This is a genomic window from Streptomyces sp. NPDC046215, assembly GCF_040646215.1.
GTDB lineage: Bacteria > Actinomycetota > Actinomycetes > Streptomycetales > Streptomycetaceae > Streptomyces > Streptomyces stramineus.
The window spans coordinates 86,021-102,505 of the sequence record NZ_JBEYZW010000012.1; the positions used below are offsets into that span (position 1 = coordinate 86,021).

A 16,485-nucleotide genomic window follows, 5' to 3' on the forward strand; every position below is an offset into this window, starting at 1 on the left:
AGACTCGGTTGGTGATCTCAAGGGAGTCGCTGCAACGGTTGACACGAGTCAATCAACGGGGCTTTGGTACCGGAGGGTCTTGCGGGGGCGGGTGTTGAGGCGGAACGCGACGGCGTCGAGGTCTTCCTGGGTGTAGCCGGACAGGTCGGTGCCCTTGGGGAAGTACTACCGCAGCAGGCCGTTCGTGTTCTCGTTCGAGCCATGCTGCCATGGGCTTCTCGGGTCGCAGAAGTACACCTTGACGTCGGCGGCAACGGTGAACCACTTTAGCTCGGCGCCGCGGTCCTAGGTCAGGAACTTCATCATCTGGTCCGGGAGAGGGCGCACGTGCTCGGTGAGTGCGTTGACGACACTAGCGGCTCGCGGCCAAGTCCGAACGCTCCTGCCGTAGGAACCCAACCGCCTTCATTCAGGCGCATTCGCACCGTCTGGTGGAATACCACGGCGTGGAAGCTCCCGGCATCGCTTCCCCTCTCCCCTGGGCGTCTGCAGCCGGCTGTTTCGCGGAGCGTGATTATTTCACCTCGGCAGATCACCGCTCGCGTCTCGCCAGCGAGTGCGGGGGCGGCCAGCGCCGGGTTCCCGCTGTCACCTCAGCGCCTCTGGGTCGGCTGTCACTTGCTCCTGGGGGGGGAGTCTTGCTCCGGCTCTCGGGTCTACTCGAGTTCGGCGACAGACCGGGGCATCCGGGGGTTGCGGTTCCTTTCCTTCATCTGCTGCATAAGCTCGAAGCCCTCCTGTGCCGTGATGAGATCTCCCTTAACGGCGAGCCGCACCATATCAATGGTCTCTGCCGTGAAGATGCCCTGCTCGGCTGCGTAGCTCAGGGAATGCTTGTCATCCGATATCCACCAGGAGCTGGCGAACCGGTCCCAATTCACGATGACATGGCAGGTCTCGGCCTCGCCGAGATGCTGGAAGATGCGGTCGGCGCGGCCACCGAACACGGCAGTGCGGATACGGAGGATGGCGTCTCTGTCCGCTTGTTCCGTAACTCGAATCGCTTCGCCGAGCCAGCCCTGCTGCCGGAGCTCGTTCAGAGCGGGGAGCCATTTAGCCGAGTTTCGGGCTTCGCGCGCCACGGCCTGGGTCCATCTACCGCGCCCGTCGAGGACCATACGGAGAAGGTCAAGTCGTTCGACAGCGGCAAAGTTGCACAGGACGGTGTTGTCGGGAAACAGGAACTCGCTCATGCAGCACCACCGTTGTCCCGCCTCCGCTCATCGAGCTCGTTCTTGAGCTCGTCGGCATCAACGCCGAGCAACGTGGCGTAGGGACGCACCGTCGACTTGCCGGCCTCATAGGCGGCGCGCGTGTCGCGTACAAGCAACCCGGGCAGTCGAGGCTTCTGCGAGAGCACAGCCCGCTGTTCGAACTCCTCGCTCCGACCTGCAAGCTGCGCGGCCTCGCTGGCCGTCATGCGCTTGTAGCGGTCGCATGTGCCAGCGTCGATCAGCCGCAAATAGAGCAGTCGGTAGGCCAGGGCCTCGGGGCTCACCATCAAGTCACAAGCCAGGGCTGCATAGCTTGCGCGGGTCAGGCCGACAGAGGTTATGGCTTCTCGCAGAATTTCCTCAGGCATGAGGAAGGCCGATGCAAAGGCGTTGGCGCGCTGCTCGCTCGGATCTTTCTTCTGGGCTGGGCTGAAGATGTCACGGTCGAGGTGGACCTCCTGGTTGTCACCAGCCAGGAGGTGTCCAAGTTCGTGGGCGAGAGTGAAGCGCTGACGTGCCGGGTTGGACGTGGCAGCCAGCAGGATGAGCTTAGTGCCGCGGGCCGTGGCCGCGAGGCCATCGAAGCCGTCGCCGAGCTGGACGACGGCCACATCGGCGCCGAAGGTCTCTTCGATCAGCTCCCCCAGGTTTCCTGCAATGGCCGAGCGGCCTTGGCGCGCTGTCTCCTTAAGGGCTGCTCGTGCCAGTGCTTCTCCCCGGGCCGCGTAGCTGGCGCCTGGGCGTGCCGTCGCGGTGACGGGCCGCCAAGGCTGCGGGTAGCCGAGCGTGTCCAAGTCCGTGCGCCGCGACGTGTATTCGCGCGCCGCTTCCAGGGCTTCGGCGGCATCCCCCGTGGTCGTCCTGGCCGCCACGGCCAGCGGGGTTTCGGATCCAGTGAGCAGCCAGTCCATGGAGATCTCGCACGCATCGGCAATGCACGCGAGGTCGACGACGGAGAAGGCGCTCGCGCCACTGAGTGATGCTGAGAGCTGCGCGGCGTCGAGATCAACGTGTTCGGCGAAGTCGTGAAGGCTCAGGCCCGACTTCGCCATCAGGCTTCGGACACGATCGGGAATGCTGGACACCAGTGGACAGTAGCCCGCCACCTGCACAGTTCACAAGACGGGTCAGAGGTACTGCACAGGCCGGAGTGGCCAAAAGCTAACGGGGCATCTGATGTGACAAGAGACGATGGGACCGTGTTTCCGCCAGAACGGCCGTCGCCCCGTCAGGCGGTCGTCCAGGAAGGGCGGTCAGAGAGGCCAGTTCCTGGACGTCGCCGGGCTCGTCCTCATCGAGGCACATTTCGTGACCAAGTGGTCTATCGGCAGGAAACCCGCTCGTACAGTGTTTCTTCCGCTTCGCTCATCTCGCGTTCAACGGTCTCGGTGAGATTCGGGTTGTCGATGAGGACGCCGAACTCGACGTTGTTGTTCTCTGCGCTCCAGGAGAAGTTCGCACTGGTCACCAGGAGCAGATGGTGGTCGATGGCGAGGAACTTGGCGTGATTGCGGACGTATGCGCCGTCGAATGTCTTTGTTCGCCATACCTCGGCGGGCTTCAGATGCTCGGCGACCTCGGTGGTGGTCGGCGCCGGGAAGGGGCCACGGTCGTCTGCGGCACGGGTGTCGAGATAGACCCGTACGGCGACCTCGGCACGTTGGGACGCTCTTTGCAGGGCAGTCCACAGGCCGGATGTGCGCTGGAAGTTGAAGGTGGAGCAGGTCACCGTATGGCGTGCGTTGTCGACAAGGTAGGGCACGGATGTGGTAAGCGGCCCGCTCTGGGCCAGGTGCCCGGGCATGGTCCACAGCGGGGTGAGCGTGGTGGGCACCGCCCGAGCCCCTTCCACGGCGCGCAGGAGGGCGATGTGCTGGTTCGCTGCTCCGGGTCCGCTGGCGATCGCCTCCAGGAGCCTCTTCGCCTCCTCGCGTTGGCCGGGGGCGACAGCCTTGAGCGCGGCGGTAAGGGTGTCGCCGTCAGCGAGCCGGTCGGCGACACCCTTGGCCTCACTCCGGGTGAGGAGTCGGCCCAGGCGCAGGGCGGCCTGGGCGTCACTCATGGGCCGAGAAGTACCCGAGGCCGCTTCCGGGCAGGTCGATCAGGAAACGGCGGTCGAGGAAACGGTTGGCCCGCTCGCAGGAGGTTTCCGAGGCCATGACGCAGCAGTGGCAGGCAGCGCCGTGCAGGAAGTCCTCGGGAGTCTTAGGGGTGCGCATGGAACAGATGGGGTCCGAGGAACAACGCCGTGCCTTGCGGAGAGCGCTCGCGACGACGCGCTGAAGCCGACTGGGTTCGCTGAGCTGGACCAGGCCGCCGAGGGTGCCGTCGCTGTCGGATGCGGTGGTACAGATGAGCAGGCCCGCCGCGGGCTCTCGTCCCTCGGCAGCGGGCCAGGCGTAGAGGCGTTCGCTGAGGCTGGCCGCCGAGTATCCGCAGGTGAGAGCGAGCTCACGGATCAGGATGTGGGCGAAGGTGTGGATCATCCAGTAGCGCGGCGGCTTGAGCCGGCTGTCGGGGTCGACCTTGCCGGCCGTCTCGGAGAACCGCCGCTCGAAGTTCCTGCGGTGCGCCGCGCGGTGGGCCTGCCACAGGTCGGTGTCCAGTATGTGCTTCTCCCAGGCCGCGACGGAGTCCTCGTCGAGCTGGAGGAAGATGCCTTCCCCGCGGTCCTCGGTCGCCACGGTCCAGGCCGGTCGAGGGGTGCGTGTGAGGGGGACCAAGCGGCGCGGCAGGTCTCCGACGCGGTCCATGTCATCGATCCGGGTGAATCCGACGAGCGCGTTGACCTTGCGGAGCTTTTCTACAGCCAGGACTCTGGTGATCTCGGGCTGGAGCTGCTCGCCGCGTTGGCGTGTGGCCAGGGAGAGCCCGCTCTTGGGGTCTTCGACGCGTGTGCCGAGGATGTCGAGCAGCAGGTAGCGCCATTCGGGCACCAGCAGGTCGACGGGGTCCCAGTCGCGCATCTTCTCTGCCTGCTCCTCCGGCGTGGCCGGCGGAACGCAGGCGGCTTCAACGGCCGCCTCCAGCTCGTGGTCGGACAGGCCGGTGACGTCGACCCGGCCATCCAACAGGTCCCGGATCATGTCGAGATGCTGTCGGTACTTGCTCAGCTTGTCGCCGAGCGTGGTGCGGATCCGGTCGGCGAGGTCGCTGGCCTTCTCCTGCTGGGACTCCGGCATGACGATGATCGACTGAGTGGCGGGGAACCACAGGTTGGAGGCGCCGACCAGCATCAGCCGCGTCTCGTTCTTGCAGCCCCGCGGTTCGAAGGCGTCCAGGTGGGGGTGACGTCCCCGGCACTTCGGCAGCTTGGCCCTGCCGGCCTCGCCCTGGGCCTCGTTCATCGGCCGCTGCATTTCGCAGGCTGCGCAGTGGATGATGGCCGACGCACCCTTACCAACGGTGCGGTCGACCATCTTCAGCGGCGGGACCTCGGCCTTGCTGCACCGCTGGCCTCGGTGGACCCACAGCTCGTACGGGAACTCGTCCAGGTGCCCGTCAACGCACGCCAACAGGTACCGGGCGGGCACAGCGGGGCGCCGCATCGGCTTGCGACTGCGATTGCCGGACCGCCCGGTGCATTTGGCGTGCTCGAAGGTCGCCAGGTCCGTCCGGAAGGGGTGGGTGTTCTTGTAATCGAACTGCGAGAGCATCCCGAGCATGTCGCAGCCGGTGCAGCGCAGCCACTGGGGGAACACGCGCGCCGGGACGCCGAGGTCGTTGCCTTCGGCGGAGCGGCTGTTCTTCTTCGGCTGCCAGGGGTGCGGCCGCAGTTGCGCGTCGGGCGAGTACAGCATCGTCCGGACGACATCCCGCAGCCGCGGCGCGTGGATGGTCGGGGGCAGCGAGTCGCGTCGCCTCCAGATGGGTTCCCAGTCGTCCAGGCCCGTGGGCATGATCGTGAACTGCGGCAGGTCCATGATCGAGCCAGGGCCGTAGGTGTAGAGCAGGGAAGAGGGGCGGGCCGAACCGACCCTGGCACGGTTGTGCTTGACCGCCTTCTCCGCCTCTTCCTGCAAGTCGCCGAGCGGGTCGACGGCTTTGGTCGCGTCGTAGACGAAGCGCGTCTGGTCGGTCATGCGTTCTCCTCCGGCATCACCCACTGGGGCGCGGTGACGGGTGCCACGTATACGAGTCGTTCCTTGATCGGGCTCACCAGGAGGTTGATCTCCGGCTGCACCTCACGCATCGAGTTGGCCACGATGAACGGCGGCGCGTCTCGGGTGTCGATGCCGGCCTTGGCGTTCTCCGCGCTCATCATGAGCGCGTCGTGGCGACTGTCGTCGACGATCTTCTCGTACACCAGCGATTTACGCAGCTCTTCGAGGTGCTTGCGGCGCTTGCCCCACTGGTCCAGCCGGTTTTCCAGCCGGTTCCGGGCACGCTCGGCCGCGTCCTCGTCCCCGGCCTGAGCAACCCGGCGCACCAGCGCCTCGATGAGCTCCACGGCGAAGTGCCGCTCGGCCTCGATCCGGGCCGCTCCGTCCTCCGGCGACAGGCCCTGGGGGCGTACGGCCTGCAGCACCCGGGCCGCGCTGACAAGTACGCCATCGAGACCGCGCTCCAGCGAGGTCACCGAGAACGGCGTCACCGACAGCGCCTCGACCTGTGCGTAGAACGTTTCGTGATAGTGCCGGAACTGCTCGAAGTGGGCGAGGTCGCGGGGCCGCGCCCAGTTGCCGAGCGCGACGACCAGGCCGGGCCGGGCCGCTTCACGGCCCACGCGCGAAGACGCCTGGATGTACTCGGCGGTGTTCTTCGGCTGGCCGACCACCAGCATCAGACCAAGCCGGGTCACGTCGACGCCCACCTGAAGCATGGAGGTCGCCAGTACCACGTCGTACGGGTTCACCTCCCGCTCCGCGGAGCGTGCCTTCGCCTCACGCAAGGTGCGCCGGTTTCGCTTGCCGGCGGTCGAGTCGAAGCCGGGGTCGAACGGCACCGCCATCTGATCGAGAGTGGCGGTGATGTCCGCACTGGCCACGCGGGAGGTGAGCTCGGCCACATGCAGTGCGCCGAAGTTGGTGCCGCTCCGGCTGGGCAGCTTGGACCAGGGGCGGCGCTTGGCCAGCGCGGTCTGGATGTCGTCGCCCATGTATCGGGCCATACCGGCCAGTTCACGGGTCGCGCTGAAGTAGCCGACCAGCGTCATGTACGGGTCGGCCGCCTTCCCCGAGCGGTCGAGCAACAGCTGACCGCCCGCCATGAGGACCTCGGCCACACGGATCTCCGCCGTGGTCAGACGCACCCCGGTCGTGTTGATCCCGAGGTAGCGCCGGCCCGGCGCCTTCTCGGAGACCTCGACTTCCTTGGAGAAGAAGGTGTTGCCCGCATCCAACACCTGCGGCGGGAAGATCGTCACGTACCGCCCGTACAGGGCCTTCACCTGATCCGCCGCATTACGAGCGGTCGCCGTCGAGGCGACCAACAGCGGGCGCACTGGGTGTCCGTCCTTGGTTCGCCAGCCGGTCATGACATCGACGGCCACCTCGAACAGGCCGACCGTTGTGCCGAGAGCACCAGTGATCAGGTGCAGCTCGTCCTGGATGATCAGGTCCGGGGGCCGCAGCCGGGTCGCGGGGTGCACGGCAGCGGCCGGCAGGCCGTCCTTCCGCGGGTGCTTGCTGCCGTCCTTGATGTCGCAGTGCGGGTAATCGCGATGCACCAGGCCGTGCCGCTCGCAGCGCCGCGAGACATACCCGAACAGCGACGCCGCCTCCCCTTCCCGCGCGAGCCGGGCGAACTTGTCCACCGTCGCGATCACGAAGGCGGGAGCAAGCCGGTAGATCTCTTCGTCGACGGTCAGAACCGGCAGCCCTTCGGCGACATCGCCCCCATCGGCGAAGGGACATTCAGCCAGCTCGTCACCGCAGTAGACATAGACTCGGCGCAGTGTCTTGTCCGCCCGCACGTCCCGCGCCTCGATACGGGCGCCGCACCACGGGCAGCGCTGGATCTGCAGCACCGTCAGTCGGTAGCCGCGCCCCTGGTTCGCCTTCTGAAGCTGCGCCTCGGCCTCGTCGTACCGCTTCGGACTCACATCGGTACCGACCCACAGCCCGATCCGGAACGGCTCATCCCCCCACGTCGCCGGATCTTCCATGCGTGCCCGCTCCGCCGCACACACCAAGGTCGTGGCTCGCTGGAACTGCTGGGCAGTCAGCAGACGCAGTGTGTACCGCATCAGCACGGCCACGCCGGACCGGCCATCCAGCGGTCCGTCGAACGCCTCCACCACACCCTGGCGACGCCTGATGGCGAATGTGTACGCGGCCAGACCCAGGTACGCCTCCGTCTTGCCACCACCGGTCGGGAAGAACAGCAGCTGCGCCTTGGCCAGATCACCCGATCGCTTCTCAGCCACCGGATCCGACAGCAACGGCAGCTGCATCAGCACGAAGGCAAGCTGGAACGTACGCCACGAGTGCGCCCCGGCCCCCTTCTCCTCCAGGATCGCGTCGCGGGCGTGATCGAGACTTTCGCGGTTGTCCTCACTCTGGTTGGCGCGCCGCTGCGCGACCTGGGACTGGACACGCTGGTCCGCCATCACCCGGTTCATGAACCGGAAGCAACGCAACGCCTCCTCGTCAGCCAGCAGGAACTCCAGGCCCTCCGCGAGCTGGCGCTGCACCCGCCGCGCATCGGCGACCGCGTCAAGCCCCTCCGAGCGAAGATGCTCAGGCAGCTCACGGGCCCGCTCCTCCTCCGCATCCAGCCAGGCAGCGTAGCTCTCGACGATGGGCTCAAGGCCGGCGCGCAGCTCGGCGGCGTCGGCCGTCTCCAGCTTGCGCATGTCGAGCAGAGCTGTGCCGATCTCCTCGGCCGCGGTCTGCGGCGTCTCGCAGACCGGCAGCCAGGCCGTCCACACCTCGCTGGCCCGGCGCGCGCCTTCGGCCACCTGCCAGTCCACCGAACAGGTCCGCCCGACCGCGAACTCCAACCGGTTGCGGTACTGCAGCCGCAGGCGACGCAGCTCGTCGTCCGGCTCCTCACGCGTGTCAAGCAGCGCGTCGTTCACCGGCAGGAACACGGCCGCACCGTCGGCCGCCGAGACCGACAGCTTGGTCTGGTACAGCCACGCCTCAACCGGGATCTTCCGGGGGGTCTCCTTGTCATTGCACAACGCGATCTCGATCAGGCGGCAGCCGCGCTCGACGTCGTCATAGCGGTCCACCCGGAGCACGACCTTGTCCTCCAGCACGAGCGTCGCCGTGTGGGAAGGCACCAGCTCGGAGACCTTGATCGACACGCTGTACTCATGAGGCTTACGCTGGTAACGGCGAAGGCGCGAGACGGGCTCTCCGCCCTCGCCCTGCTTCTCCTTCACCGGCTCGTACGTGCCCCACGAGGCAGTCACGGTGAACTCGTCGAGGTCGTCAGGTACCTGGCACCGCAGCCCCATCGACGCCGGGATTACCAGCCCGCGCTTCTGCGGCTGATCCTCGACCTCGTCCTCATCCGCTCCCGCGCTGCTCTCGTCCACCGCAGTCACGGGCACGCCCCGGCTCTCGGCGGCGTCCACGGCGTCACCGACGTCGGTCGCAGCATCGTCGGAGTCCGCTTGCGTGGGGTCGTCCCGGCCGTCCATGAGCCGGACAGGGGCGACACGGCCGACCAGATACGCCGCGTCCGGAGCACCGTCGAGGATCTCCTCGGGACCATCCGCCGGCCCGAGGAGTTCACGCTCCAGGACGTCGACGAGATTCTCGCGCACCGTCCAGGAACGCTCGTCCGGGTCGAGAGCGAGGCGGTACGCCTGATCCTGCCGGGCAGCGAGCTGCTGCGGCTTGGGTGCGGTGGTCACTCGTCGCTCTCTTCCTCGTCACCTTCAATGTCGCTGTCCGGTAGTACAACATCCCTCTGGGCAGCGGCGCGACGGTGATTCTCCTCCAGCAACCGGTCCAGGATCTCCACACGGGCGGAGGGGCTCACTGTCCAACGCTCCATTTGGCGGTAGGTGTGGAATCCATGATCGAGAGGCACGTCGTCCCAGCCATAGGCTGACATCACAACGCGATCCAACTTGGCGTGGATTTCGCGGATGTGGGCGACATCGCCGTCAGCAGAGTTTGCGACATCCGGATCGTTGACCAGGTTGTAGAGCTTTGTCAGGCCAATATTCCGGCGGAGCATGATCTCACGACGCCCAGTATCAAGCGCGTGACCAATCTCAGCGAGCCGCTCGTTTACTTCCGGGCGTGGAAAAGTCTCAAAGACAGTAGACGGCGTGTACGTCGGGTCAATCCGCATCGTGGTGCCGTACTTAATCGTCCACATTTGGTGAGGTGCGGATGACAAAATCGCCTGGTCCGCGAACGATTCCAACCCAAATACGACTAGCTTCTCGTGAAAAACCTGCTTGGTCGACACACGAACAGGCATTATCGTCTTGCTGACTCGCGCGATGACCAGCACCTCGCTCAGATCGGCGATCGCATCCCGCATCGCTGGGCCAGCTCTCCAGAAAAGCCACCAGGGAGCCTCACGAGCAGCCTTACCTTTCTTCGCCCGTTCCGGCTTCACGCGCTCGAGAACCCGCTGGTACGGCAGCTCGTACTTACTAGCCTCTTCCTGCGTTTGGTCATTGAAGTCGATGATCCACCGCGACGGTGAGCCATCTGGGCGCGTGTTGAGATCCTCCCCGTTGATATATGGGTAGAGCACGTCTCTGTTACGCGGATTGGCTTCTATCCATGCCGTGGCCTCGCCCGGCTCCAGCACGAAGCCCATGCCCAATACCGTGCAACCTTGGAATGCGATCCTGGCATTCTCAGCAAGACGGACCGGATCCCCTTCTACCCGCCCGCCCGGCTCCAGCAGCGTGGAGATCCTCTTCGCCTTGATCTCCCCGTCGATGCCGTCCGCGATCCGGGGAACCACGGCAGCAACAGCGCCACGGCTTCCCCACACCGCGGCGTACTCCAGGTTGGCGCTTGCCGCCGGCCAAGGCCTACTCTGGATCGCCCTGGTGATCGTGAAGCCCTTCGCGACAACCTGGTCGAGGCCGACGGCTCGGGTGTCGCCTTGGGCAACCGTGTTAGTCGCGATCAGGCCGAGTCCACCCCGTTTCGACAACAACTCACAAGCGCGCAGGAAGAAATACGCTACGAGGTCCGCGCTGCCCTTGCGACCTCCGGCGAGCACATTGACGAACCAGTCGCGAACGTTCGTCCCCATCGAGCCGGTGAGCTTCTGCCCACCTAGGAACGGCGGATTGCCGATGATCGCGTCGAATCCGCCACGTTCCATGACATCTGGCACGGCAAGAATCCAGTGCAGTGGCTTCCACCGTGCGTAGTCCGTCACCACCGTCGGCCTGAGCCCTGCTTCCAAGATGCCGTCAAGCATCACCCGGTTCGGCTCTCCTCCCCCGGCTGAGTGAGCGAGGTCGACAGCGATGCGCAGGTTCTCGTATGCCTCACGCAGCTTCTTGCCCGGCTTGCCGCCCAGCTTCAGCCCGGCGGCAATCACGCTGTCAGCGATATCGGTGAGCTGGGCGACGTGCTCCTGGTAGGCACGCCACTGGCGGCGCTTGGTGGCGGCCGAGCGCTGCGGATCCTTGTTGTCGACCTCAGTAGCGAGATGACGGCGCAGGCTGGCAGCCTTTTTCAGGGTGCCATCTATGTCGAGGTCGAGAATGCTGATCTGAGAGCTTGCTGCCGCTGGGTCGATATGGAGCTCACTCAGTTGCCGTGCGTCGGTCAGGCCGAGGAGCGAGTTGCCGTGTAGGACCTTGTCGTCGACGAACGAAAACGGCAGTTTGGGGTCGAGGGAGACCAACCACAGCGACAACTTGCACATCTCCACGGCCATGCCGTTGATGTCCGCGCCGTAAAGGCAAGTGGCTACGACCGTCCTTATGGCGTGGACGTGGAGGTCGTGCGGAGTCTGGCCGTACACGACGCCTTCACGCTGCCATGCCTCAACCAGCCGGTTAGCGAGGTATCGGGCCGCGGCGACGAGGAAGGCGCCCGACCCGCATGCGATGTCGGCAATCTTCAGGTCGAGGATCTCGTCGGAGGAGACCGGTCGCCAGGCGTCCTGATCGGCCGTCTGGTGAGGACCGGGTGAGTAGACGAGCGGTTCGAGGGCATAGCGGACGACTTCTTCGGCAAGATCGCGCGGCGTGTAGTGGGCGCCTGCCGAGGCTCGTGAGGGGGTTTCCACCAGGAGGACGCCGCCGGGTTCGACGACGAGGGGGCGGTTGCGCAGGTCGCGGCGAATGATGCCGATGAAGGGGCGCAGTCTCTCGCGCAGGTCTGCGTCGTCGGTGAGGTCGCGCAGGGCGATCTCGGTGTCGTCGAGGGTGTCACCGACCTTGAGGGCCTTGGCGAGGGCGGCTTTGGTGGGCGGCTTGGCAGCCGGCTGGTGCTGCTTGACCCAGGCGAGGATCGCGTCAGCCAGCGCGGTCTCGGTGCGCTTGGACTCGGCGAGGTTTTCGAGCGTGGCCAGGGGGATCTCGGGTTCGGAGCCGGCGCTGCCGGTGAGGCCGACGGTGACCTCGTCCACGTTCTCGCAGGAATAGCCGAGCAGGCCCTCGTAGATGTAGCCGATCTGTTCGACGTCGATGTCGCGGAAGGAGATTCGGCGTGCGCCGCCGGTCAGCTGGGCGATCTGGACGGCGCGCAGGACTTCGAGCATGACGCGGTCGCTGACCGCAGTGGCCAGGATGCCCTGGGAGTCGCAGGCAGTGAGGAAGGGGAAACGGGCGGGGTCGAAGAGGGATCCGCCGTACTCGGGCAGGCGCAGGTCCTCGAAGGTGGCGCCCTGGTAGAGGGCCTGGGAGGTGGCCAGGAGGCGGTGCCAGGTGAGAGAGGTGGCGTCGAGTGCCTGGTCGCCTTCTTCGTTCTGCCGGGCGTCGAGCTGGTCGAGTTCGTCGCTGACGCCGTAGCCCATCGCGAACAGCTGGTTTTCGGGGAGCAGGCCGCGTTCCTCGGCGAAGAGGAGGAAGACTACGCGCATCATGACGGTGACCGCGGCCTCGTAGACCTCGCCGCGCCGGGCCGGGAGGGGGTCGGGCTCACCGCGCCGTACTGCGTCCAGGCCACCCTCTGACAGGGCTTGGACGATGAGTTCGACGGCGCGGCGCACCTGGGTGCCCAGCGCTTCGGTGATCTTCTCGGCGGCGGTGACGGACTCGCCGAACAGTTCGGTGAGCCGATCCGCGGCCTTGCCGCCGATCAGCCGGCGGCGCTGGAGGAGTTCGATGAAGGCGTTGCGGGTGGCGGGTTCTTCGATCCAGGTCTGGGCGTCCAAGATGCCCGAGGCGATCATCGTCTGCGGGCGGGCGCTGACGATCGCCCACCAGCGGCCGTCGGTGACGACGCCGATGGGGACGCCGGAGGCGCGCAGCAATTCCTCCATGCGGTCGATGGGGCTGGCGGACCAGCCGTCGGTGAGCGGGTCGCGCAGGGAGTCGGCCGGCTCGGCGACGAGGACGAGCGCGCCCGTCTTCTCGCCGTGGACGAGAGCGCCGTCGGCGCGGACGGTGACGGTGTAGTCGGGTGAGTGCACCTCGGCGACGACAGGGGTGGGGACGGTGTAGTCGGTGCCCCAGCGCAGGCCCTGTCGCAGGACGAGGTCTACCCAGCTGTCACGGGCCTCGCGATAGAGGTCGAGGGCGGCCTCGTCGTCCCGGTGGGTGTCCCAGTGCTCCCACGCCTTCTCGAAGGAGGGTTTGGCGTCCTTGATCGTGGCGAGCGCGCGGGCGTCGGGCTGCGGGATGCCTTGGGGCCAGACCCGTTCGAGGGCGGGGACGGCGAGGAACGGGCCGTCGGCGTCTACCAGTTCGAGCCAGGCGCGGTGCAGGTCGACAGCCGTCGGGGCGTACGTGCGGCTCATGCCTCAACCTTTCCGTTCTTCGCGTCTTCCGGGGTCAGGGCGAACACGACGGCGGCGGCCGACACGTAGGGCCGGATGTCGCTGTAGCGTTCCCGGATCGAGGCGATCTCGCGCTGCTCCTCGTCGTCCAGGCTCTCCAGACGGTCGTTCATGTGCTGCAGGTCCCGGCGGCGCTGCTTTTGCTGCTCGTCCGTGAACAGGAAGTTCTCCTCCTGGTCCCGGATTGCCTGCTCCAGCCGGTCGCGGGACTCACCCAGGTTGACCCGGAACGCGCCGAAGATCTCGCGGGCACGGGTGATGTCGGTCTCCTGGCGCCGTTGGAGTGCTTCGGTGACCTTCTCCTGGCGGCTTTCGCTCTTGCGTTCCATTGCCTTCAGCAGCCGGGTGCGCAGCCTGCCGCCGTCGTCGTTCCACAGGGCAGCGAGGTGGGTGCGTACTTGCTCGTCGGCGAGGATCAGGTTCTCGGAGTCCAAGGTCTCGTCCAGGACCTGCTCGACCTTGGACTCGGCGAGAGCCTGGCCACGCAGCCGGACGCCGGTGAGGAAGACCTCTTCGTGCAGCCGCAGACCGCCGCGGCCGACCAGGACGAGCCGGGAGACGGCGGCGACGCAGGACTCCTGAAGGCCGGGAGTGACGACGGCGGTGACCCGGTTGACGGGTGCGTCCACGCTGAACAGGGCGCTGCGCAGGGTGCGGGTGGCGCGCTGCATGAGGGCGTGGCCGAGGTGGATGTGTACGAGGTCGGTGCGTCCTCGCGCTGCCTTGTCGTCGAAGGTGATCGGCCGCAGGACGCCCGGCTCCAGGCGTGTGTCCAGGCCACGCAGGGCCATCTGCCAGGAGCGGCCCAGGTTCGGAACTTCGAAGACCTGGGCGTCGGTCCGATCGTCACCGAGCATGGCCAGCGGTGGCTGGGCGTCCAGGGCGAGGGCGGTGTCCACGGCCCGGCGGGCGTTGGCGGGTGTGAGGTGCATCGCCGCCTTGTGCGCGTCATAGGTCTGGGTCAGCTCGGTGAGCTGGCGGTTCAGTTCGATGCTGCCGGCCAGTGCCCCGTTCATGATCTCGTCGCCATCGTCCGGCGCGGTCGGTCGCGGTTTGCGTGCTGGACCGGCTGGGCTGAAATGCTCTTGTACATCGGCGTCGATGATCGGGTTGATCTTGCCCAGGTCCTGGGTGGCCGTGCCGACCTTCTTGGCGATGATCCCCATGAACGCCAGGTCCGCCCCGTAGGTCGAGGAGGTGGCTTCGGGCATGAAGTGGTAGATCTCGGGGTTCTTCGTCTGCCCGTACCGGTCGATCCGGCCGATACGCTGCTCCAGGCGGGAGGGGTTGAACGGGATATCGAAGTTCACCAAACGGTGACAGTGCACCTGCAAGTCGATACCCTCCCCCGCGGAGTCCGTGGCGAGCAGTACCCGCACCGGGTGCTTGTCGGGGCTCTCGGTGAACCGGGCGCGGATCCTCTCGCGCTGCTCCACCGGGGTCGAGCCCTGGATCGTCTCCAGCACGTCCCCATAGCCCCGCTGCCGCAGAACGCCGGCGATCCAGTCGAGCGTGGCCGCGTACTCGGTGAACACCACGACCCGCTCATTCGTCCAGTGCAGGCCATCCGACGTCCGGCAGTGGGTGTTGAGGAAGGAGACCAACGCCTCCAGCCGGGAGTCCGGCTTGTGCTCGTAGCCCAGGCCCCACCCGACCAGTGCGGCGATCTCGTTGTCGGTGGCCGCGACCAGCGGGTCCGAGCCCTTGGAATGCCGCAGCGCAGTGAACTCGGGGTGCTCGGCCTCGCCCTCCTCTTCATCGGACTGTCCGCTGCCCATGACCTCGGTGTAGTACTCGGCCTCGTCCTCCATCTCCAGCTGACGATCGCCGGCCGCCGCACCGTCGTACAGCTCCAGGGTCCGGGCAAACGACCACGGGCTGGACAAAAAACGCTTCTTCAGGAGCATCGAGACGATGTCGCCGCCCTTGCCCTTGCCATTCGCGCGGGCGCTCTCCGCGAGCAGCCCCACCAGCCGCTCGAACTGCTCCTGTTCGTCCGCGGAGGGCTTGAAGGGAATCGTCAACAGCTTGCGCGGCTTGAAGCCCTTGTCCGGCAGCTCGCTCTTCAGCCGCCGCACCCGCACCTCGTCCAGCGCCTTCCTGTCGATGCTGGCGCCACGGGTGAACCGGCGGCTGTCGATCATCTCCAGAAGGGCAGTGAACGACTCCGAGTAGCCGTTGTGCGGCGTCGCGCTCAAGAACAGCCGGTGCTCGCACGCCTCCGCCAACCTCTTCGTGGCCGTCGTACGGTTGCTGTCCACCGCGTACCCACGCTGTCCTGGAGCCGTCGTCGGGCTGGCCGGAGCCACATGGTGCGCCTCGTCGACCACCAGTACGTCGAAGGCGAAACGCCGAGCGGTGGAGGCGTGACGCACATCGGCCAGGACATCACGCAGCAGACGCTGCGCCCGCAGCGACGGCAGCCAGGCCATACTTACGATCACCCGCGGGAACAGCCGGAACGGGTTCGCGCTCAGCCCGTGACTGCGCCGCACCTTCGCCATCAGCTCGCTGTTGACGATGACGAAGTCGAGGCCGAATTTCTCCCGCATCTCGTCCTGCCACTTCAGCGACAGGCTCGGCGGGCAGACGATCACGGCGGTCCGCGCCCGGTGACGCAGCAGCAGCTCCTGTATGACCAGGCCGGCCTCGATGGTCTTGCCCAGACCGACGTCGTCGGCGAGCAGCAGGTTCGTGCGGGAGGACTGCAGCGCCCGGCGCAACGGCTCCAGCTGATACGCCTCGACGTTCGCACCACTCCGGAAAGGGGCCTGGTACGAGTTCGCGTCCGCCGACGTCACCGCACCCCACCGCACCGCGTCCACGAACGCGGCCAGCGTGTTCGGATCGTCGAACGCCTCCGGCCGCACGGTCTCCGGCAGCCCCTGGTCCGGGGCAACGGTGTGCCCGACCTCCAGCTCCCAGACCACCGTCAGCTCCTGGCCGAGCCGGTCCTCGTCCAGCGACTGCAGGCTCACCACGTGTGCCAGGCCCGGCTTCCCCTCGTCGGCAGGGCTTCGCGGCAGACCCTGCCGACGGACATCCGACACAGCCCAGGTGGAGCCCCGGACCTTCACCACCTGCCCAGGATCCGGAACCGGCGGCAGCGCTACCGTCCGCCTGGCGCCGCTCCCCACCCCCTGCGGATACTCCGTAGCGGTCGCCACTTGACGAGACTCCTTCATCGACGCGTCACACCCAGCCCCAGGGCCATCCCACCGGTACACTGCGCAACCACGAGGTCACAGGGATGGCCGACGCACCAGTATCCCCGATAGCGGGCACAACCCGCTCGAAGTCTCCACGATCAAGCCAATCCGCTTCCCGAAGCGGTCGACCAGGCCGAAGGCGGCCCGCTTGGTCCTCTCGGGGACACTGCCCTATGGGG

General features: G+C 66.7%; 7 protein-coding genes and 1 pseudogene. All 8 read right to left on the minus strand.

The annotated features are described in order from the left end of the window. Positions 1-48 precede the first annotated feature (48 nt). A pseudogene (locus ABZ951_RS08025) lies at positions 49-354 on the minus strand (IS30 family transposase); the annotation flags it as partial. Between the two features lie 302 nt (positions 355-656). Continuing rightward, a complete protein-coding gene (locus ABZ951_RS08030) occupies positions 657-1,193 on the minus strand; it encodes a hypothetical protein (protein WP_344089555.1) in 537 nt (178 codons plus the stop codon). Further along, positions 1,190-2,299 (minus strand): XRE family transcriptional regulator, encoded by a 1,110-nt coding sequence (locus ABZ951_RS08035; RefSeq protein ID WP_344089554.1) that lies wholly within the window; start codon positions 2,297-2,299, stop codon positions 1,190-1,192. Before ABZ951_RS08035 ends, ABZ951_RS08030 begins: the two co-directional genes overlap by 4 nt. 236 nt (positions 2,300-2,535) lie before the next feature. Continuing rightward, positions 2,536-3,276, minus strand: coding sequence for a DISARM system phospholipase D-like protein DrmC (drmC, locus tag ABZ951_RS08040; RefSeq protein ID WP_344089553.1), 741 nt, complete (start codon positions 3,274-3,276; stop codon positions 2,536-2,538). Next, positions 3,269-5,296, minus strand: coding sequence for a DUF1998 domain-containing protein (locus ABZ951_RS08045; RefSeq protein ID WP_344089552.1), 2,028 nt, complete (start codon positions 5,294-5,296; stop codon positions 3,269-3,271). The genes drmC and ABZ951_RS08045 overlap by 8 nt, the downstream gene beginning before the upstream one ends. Continuing rightward, on the minus strand, positions 5,293-9,021 hold the full coding sequence (gene drmA / locus ABZ951_RS08050) for a DISARM system helicase DrmA (protein WP_344089551.1): 3,729 nt from the start codon (positions 9,019-9,021) through the stop codon (positions 5,293-5,295). Before drmA ends, ABZ951_RS08045 begins: the two co-directional genes overlap by 4 nt. After that, on the minus strand, positions 9,018-13,058 hold the full coding sequence (locus tag ABZ951_RS08055; RefSeq protein WP_344089550.1) for a DNA methyltransferase: 4,041 nt from the start codon (positions 13,056-13,058) through the stop codon (positions 9,018-9,020). The genes drmA and ABZ951_RS08055 overlap by 4 nt, the downstream gene beginning before the upstream one ends. After that, positions 13,055-16,282 carry a DISARM system SNF2-like helicase DrmD gene (gene drmD, locus ABZ951_RS08060; RefSeq protein WP_344089549.1) on the minus strand — a complete coding sequence of 1,076 codons (3,228 nt, stop codon included), beginning with the start codon at positions 16,280-16,282 and terminating at the stop codon, positions 13,055-13,057. Before drmD ends, ABZ951_RS08055 begins: the two co-directional genes overlap by 4 nt. Positions 16,283-16,485 lie beyond the last annotated feature (203 nt).

Bases quoted from the DNA above. Each gene is read 5' to 3' on its own strand.
- drmC (WP_344089553.1), bottom strand. From the start codon at position 3,276: ATGAGTGACGCCCAGGCCGCCCTGCGCCTGGGCCGACTCCTCACCCGG.
- drmD (WP_344089549.1), bottom strand. From the start codon at position 16,282: ATGAAGGAGTCTCGTCAAGTGGCGACCGCTACGGAGTATCCGCAGGGG.
- ABZ951_RS08055 (WP_344089550.1), bottom strand. From the start codon at position 13,058: ATGAGCCGCACGTACGCCCCGACGGCTGTCGACCTGCACCGCGCCTGG.
- ABZ951_RS08030 (WP_344089555.1), bottom strand. From the start codon at position 1,193: ATGAGCGAGTTCCTGTTTCCCGACAACACCGTCCTGTGCAACTTTGCC.
- ABZ951_RS08045 (WP_344089552.1), bottom strand. From the start codon at position 5,296: ATGACCGACCAGACGCGCTTCGTCTACGACGCGACCAAAGCCGTCGAC.